14 protein-coding genes are annotated in these 17,773 nt (G+C 53.6%); 12 read left to right on the top strand and 2 right to left on the bottom strand.

The window, feature by feature from the left end:
- The first annotated feature begins 65 nt into the window (after positions 1 to 65).
- The 4 genes from H5P27_RS04730 to pta all read left to right on the top strand — a co-directional run bounded on the left by H5P27_RS04730 (position 66) and on the right by pta (position 5,762).
- Positions 66 to 1,139 (top strand): LacI family DNA-binding transcriptional regulator, encoded by a 1,074-nt coding sequence (locus H5P27_RS04730; protein WP_185659227.1) that lies wholly within the window; start codon positions 66 to 68, stop codon positions 1,137 to 1,139.
- 218 nt (positions 1,140 to 1,357) lie between these two features.
- Positions 1,358 to 2,323 carry a MerR family transcriptional regulator gene (locus tag H5P27_RS04725; RefSeq protein ID WP_185659226.1) on the top strand — a complete coding sequence of 322 codons (966 nt, stop codon included), beginning with the start codon at positions 1,358 to 1,360 and terminating at the stop codon, positions 2,321 to 2,323.
- Positions 2,324 to 2,455: 132 nt separating this feature from the next.
- Positions 2,456 to 3,652 carry an acetate/propionate family kinase gene (locus H5P27_RS04720; RefSeq protein WP_185659225.1) on the top strand — a complete coding sequence of 399 codons (1,197 nt, stop codon included), beginning with the start codon at positions 2,456 to 2,458 and terminating at the stop codon, positions 3,650 to 3,652.
- A gap of 1 nt (position 3,653) precedes the next feature.
- Complete coding sequence (gene pta / locus H5P27_RS04715; RefSeq protein ID WP_185659224.1) at positions 3,654 to 5,762, top strand: phosphate acetyltransferase; 2,109 nt, start codon at positions 3,654 to 3,656, stop codon at positions 5,760 to 5,762.
- Here pta and H5P27_RS04710 read toward each other — a convergent pair.
- The gene (locus H5P27_RS04710; RefSeq protein WP_185659223.1) at positions 5,759 to 6,406 is read right to left on the bottom strand and encodes a LuxR C-terminal-related transcriptional regulator; all 648 of its coding nucleotides are present in this window, start codon (positions 6,404 to 6,406) and stop codon (positions 5,759 to 5,761) included. The genes pta and H5P27_RS04710 overlap by 4 nt on opposite strands.
- Before the next feature lie 410 nt (positions 6,407 to 6,816).
- Between H5P27_RS04710 and H5P27_RS04705 the strand changes: the two genes are divergently transcribed.
- Both H5P27_RS04705 and H5P27_RS04700 read left to right on the top strand, forming a co-directional pair.
- The gene (locus H5P27_RS04705; RefSeq protein ID WP_185659222.1) at positions 6,817 to 8,301 is read left to right on the top strand and encodes a SulP family inorganic anion transporter; all 1,485 of its coding nucleotides are present in this window, start codon (positions 6,817 to 6,819) and stop codon (positions 8,299 to 8,301) included.
- A gap of 35 nt (positions 8,302 to 8,336) precedes the next feature.
- On the top strand, positions 8,337 to 9,191 hold the full coding sequence (locus H5P27_RS04700; protein WP_185659221.1) for a universal stress protein: 855 nt from the start codon (positions 8,337 to 8,339) through the stop codon (positions 9,189 to 9,191).
- Positions 9,192 to 9,194: 3 nt separating this feature from the next.
- Here H5P27_RS04700 and H5P27_RS04695 read toward each other — a convergent pair whose 3' ends face one another.
- Positions 9,195 to 10,022, bottom strand: coding sequence for a ThuA domain-containing protein (locus H5P27_RS04695; RefSeq protein WP_185659220.1), 828 nt, complete (start codon positions 10,020 to 10,022; stop codon positions 9,195 to 9,197).
- A 174-nt stretch (positions 10,023 to 10,196) separates the two neighbouring features.
- On the opposite strand from H5P27_RS04695, the gene purE reads away from it, so the two are divergent.
- The 6 genes from purE to H5P27_RS04665 all read left to right on the top strand — a co-directional run bounded on the left by purE (position 10,197) and on the right by H5P27_RS04665 (position 17,700).
- Entirely contained in the window at positions 10,197 to 10,685 is a 489-nt protein-coding gene (gene purE / locus H5P27_RS04690; protein WP_185659219.1) for a 5-(carboxyamino)imidazole ribonucleotide mutase, read from the top strand.
- Positions 10,685 to 11,809 (top strand): 5-(carboxyamino)imidazole ribonucleotide synthase, encoded by a 1,125-nt coding sequence (locus H5P27_RS04685; protein ID WP_185659218.1) that lies wholly within the window; start codon positions 10,685 to 10,687, stop codon positions 11,807 to 11,809. Before purE ends, H5P27_RS04685 begins: the two co-directional genes overlap by 1 nt.
- Before the next feature lie 31 nt (positions 11,810 to 11,840).
- Complete coding sequence (locus H5P27_RS04680) at positions 11,841 to 14,402, top strand: DEAD/DEAH box helicase (protein WP_185659217.1); 2,562 nt, start codon at positions 11,841 to 11,843, stop codon at positions 14,400 to 14,402.
- A gap of 154 nt (positions 14,403 to 14,556) precedes the next feature.
- Positions 14,557 to 16,092 (top strand): OpgD/OpgG family glucan biosynthesis protein, encoded by a 1,536-nt coding sequence (locus H5P27_RS04675; protein ID WP_221774605.1) that lies wholly within the window; start codon positions 14,557 to 14,559, stop codon positions 16,090 to 16,092.
- A gap of 137 nt (positions 16,093 to 16,229) precedes the next feature.
- Positions 16,230 to 16,721, top strand: a complete 492-nt coding sequence (locus H5P27_RS04670) for a hypothetical protein (protein WP_185659215.1) — start codon at positions 16,230 to 16,232, stop codon at positions 16,719 to 16,721.
- 37 nt (positions 16,722 to 16,758) lie between these two features.
- Positions 16,759 to 17,700 (top strand): lipase family protein, encoded by a 942-nt coding sequence (locus H5P27_RS04665; protein ID WP_185659214.1) that lies wholly within the window; start codon positions 16,759 to 16,761, stop codon positions 17,698 to 17,700.
- Positions 17,701 to 17,773: the final 73 nt, after the last annotated feature.

Raw genomic sequence — 17,773 nt, 5'->3', positions numbered from 1 at the left:
CCTTAAGAGTCGGATCTCGGTCCTCCCGCTCTCCGTAACAAAAAAAGTTTAGCTCCTTCGACCCAATGGATAAACCCCGCGTACTGATGAAGGACGTCGCAAAAGTTGCCGGCGTCCACCAAACAACTGTTTCGCTCGCTCTGCGTAACCATCCGAGCTTGCCCAAAGCGACAAGGGACAGAATTCAAAAGCTAGCCGAAGAGATGGGCTACCGACCTGACCCTGCCCTTTCGGCACTGGTCGCATATCGGCAAGCCACCAAAAACCGTCCCAGCGAACAGGTTATCGCGTGGATTATCAACGTTCGCGATCCCAAGGAAGTAAGCGAGCACCATGTCTCTCGAGATCTACTCGCTGGCGCGAAAGAACGGGCCAAAGAGCTCGGCTACAAACTCGACACCTTTTGGCTCGGTCACGAATACAAGGATAGCAAATCCCTCAATCGCGTGCTCAAAGCTCGTGGCATCCAAGGCGTTATTTTCGGGGCTTTCGACTACTACGATGAACCTTTCGAACTGGACTGGGACCTTTATTCACTGGTCAAGGTGAACCCGCTGCCAGAATTTCTGGAGTTCGATTCGGTGCAGACAAACCAGATCGAGGCAGTTCGCCGGCTGATTGTAGAATTGAAGAAAATGGGCTACCAGCGAATCGGTCTTGCCATGTCTGAGTTCGAGGAGGTTCACAAGCGCTTCACCTACGCTGCCGGTTTCCATACCTATCGCCGCGAACTCGACCGAGAAAACTGGATTGAACCCCACTATTTCCAGCACAGTTCAGATTATCGCGAAGACGTCCGACCCGCCGCTATTGAGTGGGCTCGCGAAAACAACGTGGAGGTCATAATCAGCAACTGGAACAATATGGCCGACGTCGCCTACGAAGTGACTAAAGGCGGCCAAGACTGTAGATACGTCCCCTTGGACGCAAACAGGCGGTCCCTCAAATATGGCGGGATCGACCAAGACCATCACGAAAATGGCCGCCGTGCTGTCGACATGGCAGTCGGGCAAATCAAAACCTTCCGTCGAGGATCGGAAAAAAGCCCGAGCACCACGCTCGTCTCGCCAAAGTTCGTCCCCATCCCCAAAGAGTGCCCGATAAAGGCGGAACTAAACGCCAATCTGGTCGCTCGCTAAGCGTAATTCACACGACAAGTTTCACCGCCCCTGCCCTTTCCTTAAGGACAGGGGCTTTTTGCGTCCAATAGCTTATTCAAGAGCTTCAGGCGAGATAGCTTTATCGATCCAAAACAAATCCAAACCTCTCGAGTCGCCCAATCGGACTCGTCAATCGAGTTCATGCGTGGTTCGTTTTGAAATTGAAACACCCATACACCATCTCATAAACGCTACTCATGATACAAGAAACCGAAGCTAATACAGGATACAAGATCGGTACCGCGGCCAAAATGGCTGGCATTTCGCCCAACACGATCCGTACCTGGATGCGACGCGACTATTTCACCGCTTCCATAGAATCCGAGTCGGGAGAACGTATCTTGAGCTCAAACGATCTGAAGCGCCTGATACATCTCAAGTCGCTGATCGACCTAGGCGATTCGATCGGGAGAATAGCTCACCTCGACGAAGAAGCTCTAGAAACTCGCTTGAGCGAGCTCAAAGCGTCCGCAGAAAACGCCTTTTCCAACGAGATCCCCTCCCTCGCAAATCTGCAAGCGGGCTTCCTCGCCCCGACTCACAGCATCCGACTCAACTCCGCCAAGCCGCTGTTCTGGAGTTCGAAATCCTTCGCCTCTATGGAGGACCTCTCCGAACACTTGCGAGGCGAACACCAACTCAGCATCATCCTGATAGACAGCCAGGGTCGCAATCCGGATGAGAAGACCGCTATTCTCGAGCTCGCCGCCAGCTTTCCGCAGCTGACGATCGTGACGATTTTTGACTTCATGCAGAGGAATCAGCTGAAGGAGTTGGCCAAGGCCGGCGTACACCTACTGCGTTGGCCGATAAACAGCATCATGATCGAGCGCTATCTATATAGCCTTACCCCGACACTTTTGCAGCCCAACAAAACCGAAGCCAAAACGGAGATACCGGAGCGATTGCTCAGCGAAAGCCAGCTCATGGCTCTGAGCGACTCCGAGCCTGACCTCGACTGCGAGTGCCCAAGGCACGTTAGTTCGCTGGTATCCAGTCTCTGCGCCTTCGAAGACTACAGCAGCAATTGCTCATTTGAATCCGAGAAGGACCGAGAGCTACACGATTTTCTACACGCAGAGACCGCCAAGGCCCGCCGCATTATGGAGTTGGCCCTCATACGCCTCTGTCGAGAAGATGGGGTCGAGATCCCCGCTCCGTGACCGATTTGCCCCGAAATCACCCTGCCTTGGTTGACTGTAATAATTAATTACCCGACTTTCTTTAATTAGGGTTTGTCAGATAAGGCTGATTAGTCGATATCATGTAGCTGATTCGTCAAATGCAGTCAGCTAATGAATATTCTAGTCATTAATTGCGGAAGTTCCTCCCTAAAATTCTCAGTCATCGACACCCTGACGGGAGCCGACCTAGCGCGTGGCTTGTTCGACAAGCTCGGTTCGGACTCTCCGAAGTACAAGATGGAGAGCGACAAACTGGCCGAAGCCGTGAAGGGCGACCTTCCTGCCAAGGCATCGCACAAAGAGGCGCTCAATACGCTCGCCGAGTTTGTTGCATCAGAGGATGTAAACGTGAGCATCGACGCAGTAGGTCACCGCGTCGTACACGGCGGCGAGGCCTTTACCTCCGCTTGCGTGATGGACGAAGCTGCTATCAAGGCCGTCGAAGCCTGCAATTCCCTGGCTCCTTTGCATAACCCAGCTAACCTACTCGGCATAGAATCATCCAAACAAAATTTCCCCGATCTCCCACAGGTCGGGGTTTTTGATACCGCTTTTCATCAAACGCTACAACCTGAGGCCTACCTCTATCCTCTCCCCATAGAGCTCTACAAAAAACATGGAATCCGCCGCTACGGCTTCCACGGCTCCAGTCACAAGTACGTAGCCGGAGAAGCAGCCCGCATCTTGGGCAAGCCACTAAGCGAGACTAGCGTCATCACCGCCCACCTTGGAAACGGTTGTAGCGCGGCCGCCATTGAAAATGGAGTTTGCGTCGATACCACCATGGGACTCACCCCTCTAGAAGGTATGGTCATGGGAACCCGTTGCGGAGACATCGACCCAGGCATTATCTTCCACCTCAAAAGAGCTCTTGGAATGACAGCTGACGACATAGACGTCATGCTCAACAAGAAGAGCGGTCTGCTCGGTCTCTCCGACATTTCCAACGATATGCGCACTCTGCGCGAAGCCTCCACAGAGGGCAATGAGGCTGCCAAGCTTGCAGTAGGGATCTTCACGCGCCGCTTGGCCAAAAGTATCGCCTCGCTGAGAGCGACTATCGAAGATTGCGACGCTTTGATTTTCACCGGAGGAATCGGCGAAAACGACGCCCTCACCCGTGCGGAAACCATGCAGCGACTCGCCCACTTGGGCATCGAGATTGACCCAGAAGCCAACAAGAATCGCGGCAAGGGCAACGACGGTATCATTTCAACTAAAAACTCCTCGGTTAAAGCGATCGTCATCCAGACAAACGAAGAACTCATGATCGCTCGCGAAACCGAGCAAATAGTCGGAAGCAAATAAGATGAAACACGTTTTTCTAACCGTACCGACAGGGGCAAAGGTCGGTCTTTCCACAGTATCCATAGGGCTGGTACGAGCTCTCGAAAGACAAGGCGTGCGCGTCGCTTTCTTCAAGCCCATCGCCCAGCCGGTAAATCCAGACGAGACCGGAGATCGCTCCACCGACTTCATTAGAGCCGTTACTTCGCTCACGCCGCCGGACCCGATATCCATGCCGGAAGCCAAGAGGCTTTTGAGCGAGGACCACATCGAACTCTTGCTGGAAAACATCGTCCAACGCCTCGAGGACGCGGCCAAGAATGCAGACGTCGTCATAGTCGAAGGACTCATCCAAACCGAGCGTTTCCCATCTGGCTCCATGCTCAACGCCAAGCTGGCCCAGACTCTCTCCTCGAAGATCATTCTGGTTTCAGCCCTCGGCAAACGCAGCTTGGACAACCTGAACAAGGAGCTCGAGCTTTCGGTCCACGATTTCAAGGGACGCGTGGCAGGTGTTGTCGTCAATAAGGCGGATATCGAAGTTGCTCGTGATACGATCGATTTCGACGGCATGGGCCTCGAGCCTCTCAAGAACTACGTCACCGATAATTGCCCTGTCTTCAAAAACGAAGACATCGAGCTCATCGGTATGATTCCGCACGACAGCAAGCTGCTTGCTCCGCGCGTCTCAGACGTAGCAAAACTTATCGGAGCGGAGATACTCAACGAAGGCGACATGTTGAACCGACGGGTCTTCAACATCGAACTCCTCGCCCGCAACGTCACCAATCTCCTCCACACTTTCAAAACGGGTAATCTGCTCGTCACTCCGTCCGACCGCAGCGACATCATCCTCACCGCCAGCATGGCGTCGCTAAACGGAACTCGCCTCGCCGGACTGGTATTGACCAGCAATCAGCAGCCAAGCGAGCAGATCGTCAAGATGTGCCAGATTGCTTGGAAAAGCGGCCTGCCAGTCATGCGCGTGAGCAAAACGTCCTTCGAAACAGCACGCTCCCTTTACGATATGAATCTGGAGATTGCTCCAGATGACAACGACCGCATCAACCAGGCCATGGAAACGGTCGCCATCAATATCAACACCAACTGGATACGCGGCACCTTGTCATCCGAGATGAAGCGCCAGCTTTCTCCGCCAGCATTCCGCCACGCCCTCACACGCAACGCGCGTCAGGCAAACAAGCGAATCGTGCTGCCAGAGGGCGACGAACCGCGTACTATGCAGGCAGCTGTCACGTGTACCGAACGTGGTATCGCAAAGTGCGTGCTTTTAGGCAATCCGTACGCGATCCAGCTCAAGGCTGACGCCATGGGGCTCACCCTCCCTACTGGACTTGAAATCGTAAATCCAGACGTCATCCGAGATCGCTATGTTCCATCCCTCGTGGAAATGCGTCGCCACAAGAACATGACCGAAAAGATCGCTCGGGACCACTTGAGCGACAACGTGGTGCTCGGCACGATGATGCTGGCTCACGACGAAGTGGACGGCCTCGTATCCGGAGCAGTTCACTCATCGGCCAATACGGTTCGTCCTGCCATGCAGCTGATCAAGACCAAGCCAACTGCCAAAATCGCTTCGTCAATTTTCTTCATGTGTCTTCCAGATCAGGTTCTCGTTTACGGAGACTGCGCTATCAACCCGGATCCTAACGCGGAAGAGCTCGCAGACATCGCGATCCAGAGCGCGGACTCCGCCAAGGCATTCGGAGTAGAGCCACTCGTAGCCATGATCAGCTACAGTACGCTCGGCTCAGGCTTCGGAGCAGACGTGGACAAGGTAGTGGAAGCGACGCGCATCGTGAAAGAGCTTCGCCCCGATCTCGTCGTTGACGGGCCGCTTCAATACGACGCGGCAGCGATCGCAGACGTAGCTCGGACAAAAGCTCCCGACAGCCCAGTGGCCGGCAAGGCAAACGTATTCATCTTCCCAGACCTCAATACCGGAAACACCACCTACAAGGCGGTACAGCGTTCGGCCAATGTGATCTCAATCGGTCCGATGCTGCAAGGTTTGAGAAAGCCGGTCAACGACCTGTCGCGTGGAGCGCTGGTGGATGATATCATCTACACCATCGCCCTCACCGCAGTTCAGGCCCAGCAAGGCTAGACTACGAAATTGACTTCGACCAAACGATGCTCAACGGCGTACCGAGTAATGTCGGCGACGTTGTGCAGGTCGAGTTTTCGCATCATGCTGCAGCGATGATTGTCGATCGTCTTCACGCTTAAACCAAGCTTGCCGGCGATGTCCTTATTGCTGTTGCCCTCCGCGATCAAGCATAGCACTTGGCGCTCACGATCGGTAAGGTTGTCTTTTCGGGAGTCCGAGCCTCCTCGGTTGCCCACTACGGAACGTATCACTTCCGTGATGTTGAAGCCGAAGAAACAGCCGCCTTCCGCCACTATTTTGACCGCATTGAGGAACATGTCGAAATCGACCGATTTCTCCACAAACCCGTGGGCTCCGGCTTGCAGACAGGATTTAATATCAATCCCTTCCTTGCTGTCGGAAAAGATGAGGAATCGGGTCTCGGGCGCGAAGGTCCTGACTTTTTCGATCAGGACTGAGCCCTGACCATCCGAGAGCACCATTTCGAGAACGACGACATGCGGTTTGAGTTCAGAGATTTCTTCCACGGAGGTTGAAATCTTTTCTGACCTCCCGACGACTTGGTAGCCGCGGGAAACTAAGCTTTCAGCGAGCATCTGGCCAATGGCTTTTTGTCCATCGACGATGTAGAGATCTTTCATTGGGAGTTATGTTGGCACCCCATTATTAGGTAGAGAAGGTAGGCGTTGGGGTAAACCACGGTTAGGAGAGTTAGGGATTATCTGCAGCGTTTCTCAGGCCAATACAAACGTTTTTCACTAAGAGATTCTAACAAGGGGTATTTTTTCTCGTTTTAGAGGCTCGGCATGTAAGCAGCTGGGACTCGGTTTGAACAAATTCAAAATGAACGCTCAAAATGTTTCATCAGGGAATCACCCTTACGGAAGTTCCCGCTGTCTTCGCAAGGCACTACACCGGCCGAAACGCCTCCCCTTCAAATCTTCTCCATTGACGCCTTCCACCTAAGCCGTTCCCTTGACCCGCCTTCTGAACCATGCGGCACAAAGGGACTCTCTCCCTCTTGCCAATGCCCTCCACTAGGACCTGAAAAATGTTAAAGAGCACCTTCAAAGAGAATTGGATATCGAACGCGCCGCGAGATCTGCTAGCCGGCACGGTAGTGGCTTTGGCCCTCATACCTGAGGCGATCGCCTTCTCGATCATCGCCGGAGTAGATCCCAAGGTGGGTCTTTACGCGTCTTTCAGTATCGCAGTCATCACTGCCTTTGCAGGAGGCCGACCGGGAATGATCTCCGCTGCGACCGGCGCGATGGCTCTACTAATGGTCGATCTGGTCAAGGATCATGGTTTGCAATACCTTTTTGCCGCCACAGTGCTAACCGGTATACTCCAATTGGTCGCTGGATTTCTGAAACTGGGCGACTCGCTGAAGTTCGTATCGAAGTCCGTCATGACTGGATTCGTCAATGCCTTGGCCATCCTCATCTTCATGGCTCAGCTTCCGGAATTCGTGGGCCAAGACTGGCGGATGTATAGCATGGTCGCGGGAGGACTTGGAATAATTTATCTGCTTCCGCTCGTCACCAAGAGCGTGCCCTCCCCCCTCGTTTGCATAATCGTTCTCACCGCCTTGTCCCTATTCTTCGACATGGACTATCTTCGCACCGTGGGAGACATGGGCGAGCTTCCATCCGCCTTCCCTCCTTTCCTTATCCCGAACGTACCTCTAAACCTTGAGACGCTGCTCATTATCCTGCCCTACTCCGCTCCCATGGCTGTGGTTGGTCTACTTGAGTCGCTTATGACTTCTACCATCGTAGACGAATTGACCGACTCGGAAAGCGACAAGAATCGGGAGTGTAAAGGTCAAGGCGTCGCGAACTTGGTTACCGGATTCTTCAGCGGCATGGCAGGGTGCGCCATGATTGGCCAATCCGTGATCAACGTTAAGTCTGGCGGGCGCGGACGCCTCTCTACCCTTTGGGCGGGTATCTTCCTCCTAATTCTTATTCTGCTGCTGGACGAGTGGGTCAGTCGGATTCCCATGGCCGCTCTGGTTGCGGTCATGATCATGGTATCGATCGGTACCTTCAGTTGGAGATCTTTGATCAATCTCAAAACGCATCCAAAATTCACTTCCTTTGTGATGCTTGCCACCGTCACCGTCGTCGTTTTCACCCATAATTTGGCTTACGGCGTGATGGTTGGAGTCCTGCTAAGCGCCCTCTCCTTCGCTCACAAAGTCGCCCAATTGGTCGACGTATCCAGTTTCCGCGAGCCAAATACGCAGGAGCGGACCTACATCGTGAACGGGCAATTGTTCTTCGTCTCGGCATCCGGATTCTCCAAAGCCTTCGACTTCTCCGAAGTCCTTAAGAAAGTGACCATCGACGTCTCCCGCGCCCACTTCTGGGACTTATCCGCGGTTTCCTCCCTGGATAAAGTGGTTTTGAAGTTCCGACGTGAAGGAACTGAGGTAGAAATCCTTGGCCTTAACGAGGCAAGCGCTACCATAGTGGGCAAGCTAGCGGTTCATGATAAGGCAGGAGCATCTAACGAGCTCGGCGGACACTAGCCTCACCCCAAAAACTCGACCCTGAACTCTACGAGATGAAAACAGTTCTCAGCTTCACCGACGGCTCACCCTACGCAGCCAGCGTCTACGATCATTCCCTCTGGGCTGCCAAGCAGCTTAAAAGCGCCCTCCGCATCGTTCACACTTTGAACCCTCACCGAGAGAAGGCCGCTTTGGCAGACTTCTCCGGAAAGATCGGTCCCGAAGCTTACGATAGCTTGATGGACGACCTTGTTCGCTTCGACCGTGAGCGAGCTCGCCTTTCGCAAGTGAAAGGGGAAGCCATCTTAGCCGAAGCCCTCTCCCACGCCAAAGCAGGCGGTGTAGAAGAGGTAGACACCGAGTTGCGTCACGGACTCTTCGTGGACGTTCTCGAGGATATCCAAGAAAACGTCGACCTGATCGTGATCGGCAAGCGCGGGCAAAACCACGCCATCGCGATGAAGCACCTCGGCACCAATATCGAGCGAACCTTACGGGTCGCAAAATGCCCCGTTCTCGTTTCAGCTCGCGCATTCAAGCCCATCAAAAGAGCCCTGCTCGCCTACGACGCAGGCCCAAGCGCTCGCAAGGCCTTGGACTACATTGCCTCCAATTCTCTTTTCGAGGGCGTGCAGGTTGACATCCTTTGCGTGGGCCGCGAAACAGACCGAACCCGCAACGAGGTGAGCGATGCCGCAGAAAAGCTTCGAAAAGCCGGCCTAGCCTGCGAAAGCCGCATCATCGAAGGCGAGCCCGCAAAAGTGATCACTAGCGACGTTGACAGCTACGGCTACGATCTTCTCGCCATGGGAGCTTACGGACACTCGCGAGCCAAACACCTGCTGATCGGAAGCACCACGGCCACCCTTGCTCGGGACTGCCTTGTGCCGATCCTAATGTTCCGCTAATCGCTAGCGGAGCGAAACGGTATCCCCGCTCGGAAAATCGGCCGGAATCTCTTGGGTGACACTTCCGGTGGCGGCCCATTCCAAACCTCGAGAGAGCGTGGTTTCAAATCCCGCGCAGCGCATAGCGAGTGTGGTTTCCTCGTCATTGGCGCCCACGTGCCCAAGCGTCGTATGGAAGATGCGGCCTTTACCGAATTCAATAGCCATCAGCATAGGCTCGTGCTCCCCCGTGCCCCCTTCCACTTCAGGACCGGCGATCGCTGTTGCCAGGACAGTGAGATTTTTGGCAGGGCCACGGAGCTGACTATATTGCTCGTCAATAGCGTGTAGCCACGAGCTGGGCAATCCACGCATTACCGGATGCTCAGGAGCTCGCGTGTCTAACGTGTATTCGAAAGGAGCTGGATGCATGGCTTCTCCGGGGCCAGGGTCTAGAACCATTTCCCCTTCCCGCCAGCGAACTTTGGGCCCTGACTTTTCATCACGCCCACCCCAGCCGCCGACACCGATCATTTCATTGAATTCCGGCCAATCGGGGAAAGCGTTATCGGACGCATGAAACGCAACGAGACCTCCTCCTTGAGCCATGTAATCTACGAAGCCCTGCTTCACCGTTTCCGGCCACTCGTCCCCTTCGTAGTCCATCACCACCGCATCAAAATTGCCCCAAACTGGCGAGAAGTCGGAGAAGTCTTCTCCTGCGGAAGGCGAAACCAAGGTCTCGACTTCAAACAGTGGATTCGACTGGAGAGCCTTTTCGAGAGCTCGGCTGCTGACTCGCCAATTGTGCCATTGATTCGATTGTCCGGTTAGAAGGAGAACTTTGATCATCGTAATTGAGGTCTGGGAAATGGTTCATAGAACGATAAAGGCTTTTCATGCTGAGTCGCAGGTGGTCGAGTTGCCAGCGCATAGTATTGTTAGAACCACTGCGTCACGCCCTCCTTTTTCCCTTGCCGGAGCACTCTCCGGATTACTTAGTCGACGCCTCCTAATAGCAAAGCCATGTCAGAAAACAAACCACTTGTCGGAATCATAATGGGCAGCAACTCAGACTGGCCCACCATCTCTCAGGCAGCAGACATCCTCGACTCTTTTGGCGTGCCCTATGAGGCGGAAGTCGTTTCAGCCCACCGCACCCCAGAGAAGATGTATGAGTACGCGAAATCAGCCAAGGCTCGCGGCCTGAAGTGCATCATCGCCGGAGCTGGAGGAGCCGCCCACTTGCCCGGCATGGTCTCGGCTTTGACCACCTTGCCTGTCCTCGGAGTTCCCGTAGAATCCAAGTCGCTCAAAGGCATGGACTCGCTGCTCTCCATTGTTCAAATGCCAGGCGGCGTGCCCACTGCGACCTTTGCGATCGGAGCCGCCGGAGCCAAAAACGCCGGCCTCTACGCGACTTCCATTTTGGCCCTCTCGGATGAATCCCTTTCCGACAAGCTAGACGACTTTCGTAAGCAGCAGCGGGTGAAGGTCGAATCGATGAAACTCTAATGATAGCTCCCGGATCAACAATCGGCATCCTAGGTGGCGGACAATTGGGCCGCATGACCGGACAGGCTGCCCGTTCTCTCGGCTACGGCTTCGTCGTATTCGAGCCAGAAGAACGTTGCCCAGCCGGGCACGTAGCTGGGCTCGAAATCAATGCTAAGTACTCGGACGAAACCGCACTCGACCTTTTGGCCCAGTCTTCGGACGTCGTTACCTACGAATTCGAAAACGTCCCCGTCGGAGCAACCCACGCTCTAAAGGAAAAGGTGACCTTGCATCCGCGGCCGGAGATATTGCACATCTGCCAAAACCGCGAGCGTGAGAAGAATTTCTTGCAGGACTCAGGCCTGCCTTGCGCTCCTTTCGCCATCGTCGACTCGCTCGAGGATTTGGAAGCCGCTCTGGAGAAAATCGGAACACCCGCTGTTTTGAAAACCGCCGCCTTTGGATACGACGGCAAGGGCCAGCTTAAAATCGGTACCGACAAACCGGATACCGCCGCGATCTGGAAAGAATTTGGCGGGCACCGCGCCGTTCTAGAGGGCTGGATGGATTTCTCCATGGAGATTTCGGTTCTCGTCGCTGCCAATGAGCAGGGCGAAGTCGCAACCTTTCCGGTAGCCGAAAACATTCACACCAACCACATCCTCGGCTACTCCATCGTACCAGCCCGCATCTCGGACGAAATGCGGAATCAAGCGGAAGAGCTCGCTAAGGAGATCGCCCGCAAACTCGGACTAGTTGGTCTTTTGGGCGTTGAGCTATTCGTGCTTCGCGATGGAACCTTGGCTGTTAACGAGCTCGCTCCTCGCCCGCACAATTCCGGGCACTACACAATCGACGCCTGCGTGACTTCCCAATTCGAGCAATTCGTGCGAGCCGTCTGCGGGCTTCCGCTCGGTTCCACCGAGCTGCTAAGCCCAGTCACCATGGTCAACATTTTGGGTGACGCCTGGACTGGCAGACAGCCGGATTTCGCAAGCTTGCTGAAAAACCCGAAGGCCAAACTTCACTTGTACGGCAAAGCCCAAGCTCGCCCGGGTAGAAAGATGGGACACTTTTGTGTATTGGGAGAATCCGCAGAGGAATCTTACCAAACGGCCCAAAGCTTGAAGAAAAGCCTTTGATCACCATCGAAGAGCTGCAACTACACTTCCTTTGTCTTTTCCGCTAGAGCCCGCCACCGATACCAAAGATCCGGACATTCTTCTGGAACGTTTTCTGGATTACGCCGCCGAGAAAGGAATCGAACTCTATCCGGCCCAAGAGGAAGCCATCCTGGAGATATTCGCTGGGAAGCACCTGATTCTGAATACACCAACGGGCTCGGGCAAATCCCTAGTGGCGGCGGCGATGCACTACTACTCCGCATCCCTCGGACGTCGCTCGGTTTATACCTGCCCGATCAAGGCCCTCGTCAACGAGAAGTTCTTGTCTCTTTGCCGCGATTTTGGACCAGATAACGTGGGCATGATGACCGGTGACGCATCCGTAAATCGCGACGCTCCGATTCTTTGCTGCACCGCTGAAATCCTATCCAATATCGCCCTGCGAGACGGGGAGAAAGCGAAAGTCCATGATGTCATCATGGACGAATTTCACTACTATTCAGACCATGAGCGCGGTGTCGCCTGGCAGGTGCCTTTGCTGACATTGCCTCAAGCGAAGTTTCTATTGATCTCCGCCACCCTTGGGGAGACCGCCTTTTTCGCCCGAGGGCTGGAAGATTTGACCGGTGTCGAATGTGTAACCGTATCCAGTAAAGAACGACCTGTTCCCTTGGAATTCGACTATCTGGAGATACCGATGGTCGAAGCGTTGGAAAAGCTCAAGGAGTCCAACAAGCTCCCTTGCTACATCGTCCACTTCACCCAGAAGGCGGCTTCAGACACGGCCCAAAATCTTCTGAGTTTCAATGCCTGCAGCAAAGAGGAGAAAGCGATCCTGAAAGAGGAGCTAAAAGGAGTGGAATTCACCAGCCCCTTCGGCAAAGAAATCAAAAAGTACCTCCTTTCAGGAATTGGCCTCCACCACGCCGGCTTGCTCCCAAAGTATCGGGTCCTCGTCGAAAAGTTCGCCCAACGAGGATTGCTCAAATTCATCTGTGGCACGGATACTCTCGGAGTCGGCGTCAACGTGCCTATCCGCACCGTGCTCTTCACCCAGCTTTGCAAGTACGGTGGACGGAAGACTTCGATCCTATCTGCTAGAGACTTCCACCAAATCTCCGGTCGTGCGGGACGAAAAGGGTATGACGATCGCGGATACGTTATCGCACTCGCTCCCGAGCATGTCATCGAAAACAAGCGGGCCGAGATTCGAGCCGGAAACGACGCCAAGAAAAAGAAAAAGCTCGTTAAGAAAAAGCCTCCCGCCAAGGGCTATGTCCAGTGGGATGAGGAAACGTATACCAAACTTCAAAACGCTCCTTCCGAGCCACTGGAGTCCCGTTTTCAAGTCTCCCACGGAATGTTGCTAAACGTCTTAAGTCGCGAGGGAGACGGTTGCCGCGCCATGCGGAACTTGATCAACGACTCCCATAATCTCCCCGGCTCCAAGCCCGCCCTTCGCAAAAAGGCATTTCAGCTTTTCCGCGCTCTCGTTGAACGCGAGATTATCGAGATAGCCCCGCCGGGAAACGGTGGTCAAAAGCTCACCGTCAACGTCGAGCTACAGGACGATTTCTCGCTCAACCAAACCCTATCGCTCTACTGTATCGATACGCTGCAGCTTCTGGACGAAAAAGATCCTGAATACGCCTTGAAACTGCTCAGTCTCGCTGAATCCATCTTGGAGAATCCTGACACCATCCTGCGAAAGCAATTGGATAAGCTAAAAACGGAAAAGATGGCAGAGATGAAAGCCGATGGTATCGAGTACGACGAACGTATCGAGAAATTGGAGGCGATGGAATACCCTAAACCTGAAGCCGACTTCATCTACGAAACCTTCAATGACTTCGCCAGCAAACACCCCTGGGTCGGTTCGGAGAATATCAAGCCCAAGTCCATCGCCCGCGAAATGTTCGAACGCTACAGCAGCTTTTCGGACTACATCAAACTCTACGGCCTGGAACGAGCGGAAGGGCTAGTTCTACGTCATATCACCAACGTTTACCGTGTACTGGAAAACACCATACCAGAGGGATTTCGGGACGATCAGGTGGACGAGATGATCATCTACTTCGAGCACCTTCTGAGGAACGTGGATTCGAGCCTGATCGATGAATGGGAGCTACTTCGAAACCCAGATTATCAAGTCGACTCCCAAGGTGCAGACTCTTTGCCAGATACCGAGCGAGCCAAGGATATAACGCGGGACAAAGCGAATTTCACCCGTTTGATTCGCAATGAGATTTTCAGTTTCCTCAGTCTTCTGGCAGCCGGTCGTTACAAGGACCTAGAAGACAACTACGACTTGAGTCCCCTGTTTACGGACACTCATGACGAAACGCCGAAATGGATGGACGTGGAATTGGAGAACCGAATGGAGTCCTTCTATGAATCGAGGTCTTGGATACGTCTCGATCCAGCGGCCCGAAACAAGGAACACACCCACTCAAGCGTTTCCGACGATCGTCTAACCTGGACAGTCGAACAAATGATCATCGACCCAGAGGAAATGAATGACTGGGCCCTAAAAGTGAGCGTGGACATTCCTGCATCCAGCCAGGAGGGAAAAGTCATCTTCTCCCTACTTTCCTTAGCTCCAGTGGCCTAGAAAAGTCGGTCCAAGCTGAGGGCTATTCGCATTCCTGCAATTCCTACAATCGTCGGAACTGGTATGCTTTTAGCGTTTCACAGCCTTTCAAACAATTTACCGCAATATGAATTGCAAGATGCACCGAATCAGAAGCTCTAAACTATTAATTGCCATGCAGACAGCCGCCTTAGCACTGTGCTGCCTAGCACCGACTAGACTTTCGTCGGAGGAATTCGACTACGCGACCCTCAAAGGGAAGGCGAAATCGCTCTCCCAACAAGGGTACGTCGCTCGGCAGCCGGTCGACATCCCTGAGATTCAGGCTCTCGATTACGACCATTACCAACACATCGATTTTCAGGACGAAAATGCTTTGTGGGCGGGCGAAAAGACGAATTTCCGTATTCAGTTTTTCCATCTTGGCCTCTACTTTCAGAAGCCAGTCAAAATCAATGAGGTTGTAGATGGTGATGCAAAACCCATCAATTTCGATCCCGACCAATTCTACTATGGTCGATCCGGCGTAGACGGGGACAAATTGCCCAAAGATCTCGGATACGCGGGCTTTCGAATCAACTTCAAGGAGGATTGGGATCGGGACGTATCCGCATTTCTCGGAGCGAGCTATTTTCGGGCGGTCGGATTCGATTGGCAATATGGCTTATCGGCGAGGGGACTGGGGCTCGACACCGGCATGCCCACTGGCGAGGAATTCCCGGATTTCACGGAATTTTGGCTCGAGCGCCCTGAGAAGGGAAGCGACACCTTGGTCATTTACGCTCTATTGGATTCCCCAAGCGCGACGGGGGCTTACCGAATAGTGATGACTCCAGGAAAGACCTTGGTGATGGACGTAAATGCAACAATCTACCCTCGCGAAGATCTAGAAAACGCCGGGATAGCCCCTCTGACATCTATGTTTCAGTACGGTGAAAATGATCGACGCAAACATGTATCCGACGACTGGAGACCTGAAATCCATGACACAGATGGACTGTCTGTGCTGACCGGTTCAGGCGAGTGGATCTGGCGGCCGCTCGTCAACCCGCCCCACCCTCGACTAAATTCCTATCTCGACGAAAGCCCTCGCGGGTTCGGGCTCTTGCAGCGCGACCGAAATTTCGACCACTACCAGGACGATGCCGTTTACTACGAGCGACGTCCCAGCCTCTGGGTGGAACCTACAGAACCTTGGGGGCCCGGAGAAGTTAAGCTTTTTGAACTTCCAACTGTCGACGAGACTTTCGACAACATTGTTGCCTTTTGGCACCCGCAGGATCCACTCCGAGCTGGCGAAGAATATCGCTACGACTACCGGCTTTACTGGGGCACAAAAGAAGTCCTCCAACCCAGCAACTCCCGAGTCGTAGCTACGCGCACTGGAAAAGGGGGCAATATCGGCCAAAAACAAGACTACTTTTCTCGGCGCTTCGTTTTGGACTTTGAGGGACCGGCTTTGGAGAGTTTAGGAAACGATACTCCGCTAAAGGCAGTTGTTACCTCGGACCGCGGAAAAATCGAGAACGCCTACGCCCGCTGGATGCCAGACGGCGAAACGGTTAGAGCCATGTTTGACTTAGCCCCAGACGAATCAACCGAGCCCATAAACGTCCGCCTGTACCTGCGAACGGAAGCCGAGGAGCAGCCTCTATCGGAGACTTGGATATACCAGTACACACCTCCACCTGTTTCAGAGCGCAGCTGGTGAGGATTTGGCATTTGATCGACTAACGCTCTAATAAAGGCACCTGCAATGGGTGCCTTTTTTGATTGGAGATATGGAGTTGTCAGACGCTGAGCTCCCCTCATTCTGGAACAACAAACCCTCCATTTCTACAAACTCCCATGCTTCCAGCTCTCTCCTACATTACTTTGGACGAATTCGACGACGACTACGTCGAGGCACTCGTTGAAGAAGCGAAAGAACTCGCCAAAGAACACCAGTGGTGGAACCAAAGCTTGGCAATTCAGGCTGATAAGAGGAATCCGAACCTTCTGCAGGGCAGCACCAAACTCATGCATCGTTACGTGACGATGGAGGATGGGACCCAACAAAAAATCGACTATCGAGACGACGTTCTGATGGGAGCTGTCGACACCTTAGCCTTGCTTGAAATGCTGACACTTTTGAGCAAAGAGCACGAGTTCGCTTGGCAAGTCGAAATCCCTGCCTCCCCTCGCCCCAAACCGGTAGGTCGGATCATCGACGGCGACATTGATGCCAAGCTCTTCGAACTGATCATGCCGGAGGTAGAAGCGATGGAAATCACTGAGGAGGAACTCAATGACGAGAAGCTACACCAGAGCATTCGCCTCAAGTATTTTCCAACGAACTAGACGCTCCCTGAGGATATGTGGCCTCGTTTTCGCGTTAATGCTCATCGCAGCAATCGCCGAGGCTGAGTCAGAGGAAGGTCCATTCTCTCACGCCGCGTTGTTCGCTCCGAATCGCGACTTTCCCTATTTCGAGTTGGTCTCGACCTTGGAAACCACCTCGCCCACCGTTTATTCGCCCCAGAATGCTGCGGTCTTCTCCCAATTCTGCCTCCTCTCCTATGTGGACGATCAAACCTTCCTTCAGGAAAAGATCGCATTGGCAGGTTTCGAGAGCCCGAGCTTCTTCGACATCGACGGGACTTTCGCGATCGTGGCTGAAAACGAGGAAAGCATCGTAGTCGTTTTTCGAGGCACGGAGTCAGGCGACAAGCAGGACTACCTGAGCGATTCGAAAATCCAGCATAGAAATTGCGGACCCGATGGCAAAGCCCACGCCGGCTTCATGGACGCCCTCGCTTGCATCGAAGACGAATTGAGATCCAATCTGGAATCGCGCCTGCAGGAGAACCCTGACAAAAAAGTTTGGCTGACTGGCCACAGTCTCGGAGCTGCCCTCGCTACCCTATTCGCTATCAGGAACCCAGAGTTCGTGAGCGCCATCTACACAATTGGCAGTCCACGATTGGTGAACCGATCCCTAGCCCAGAAGTGCCACCAACAGCTGCCGTTATTTCGAATCGTCAACGACAACGATATCGTCACCCGGGTACCGATGCGTCCTTTCTACCGCCACATAGGCCCGACATATTTCATCACCTCAAAAGGAGATTTATTGATCGATCCGCCAAAAACCCGCATTTGGAGGGAGCGCTTAGAAGGGCACGGAGCATTCACTGAGAGCCTCTTTGAACGTTGGTCCGCCAAGGATTTCTCCGCCATCCCTTCCGACTATTTCGTAGACCACTCTCCACGCCTGTACACGGAGCTTCTGATCTCCCAGACTATTAGTTCTAGCTCCACTGAACCTCAGGAGGATTGAGATAGTTGGAAGCAAATTTGCGCCCTAGCCGAAAAGTATTAGGTTGATGGCCCGAACAGCTCTCAATAAACTT

Origin of the sequence: Pelagicoccus albus (assembly GCF_014230145.1) — a bacterium.
In the GTDB taxonomy this organism is placed as follows: domain Bacteria; phylum Verrucomicrobiota; class Verrucomicrobiia; order Opitutales; family Opitutaceae; genus Pelagicoccus; species Pelagicoccus albus.
Note: the sequence above shows the minus strand (reverse complement) of the source record. Positions and strands in the feature narration are given on the sequence as shown.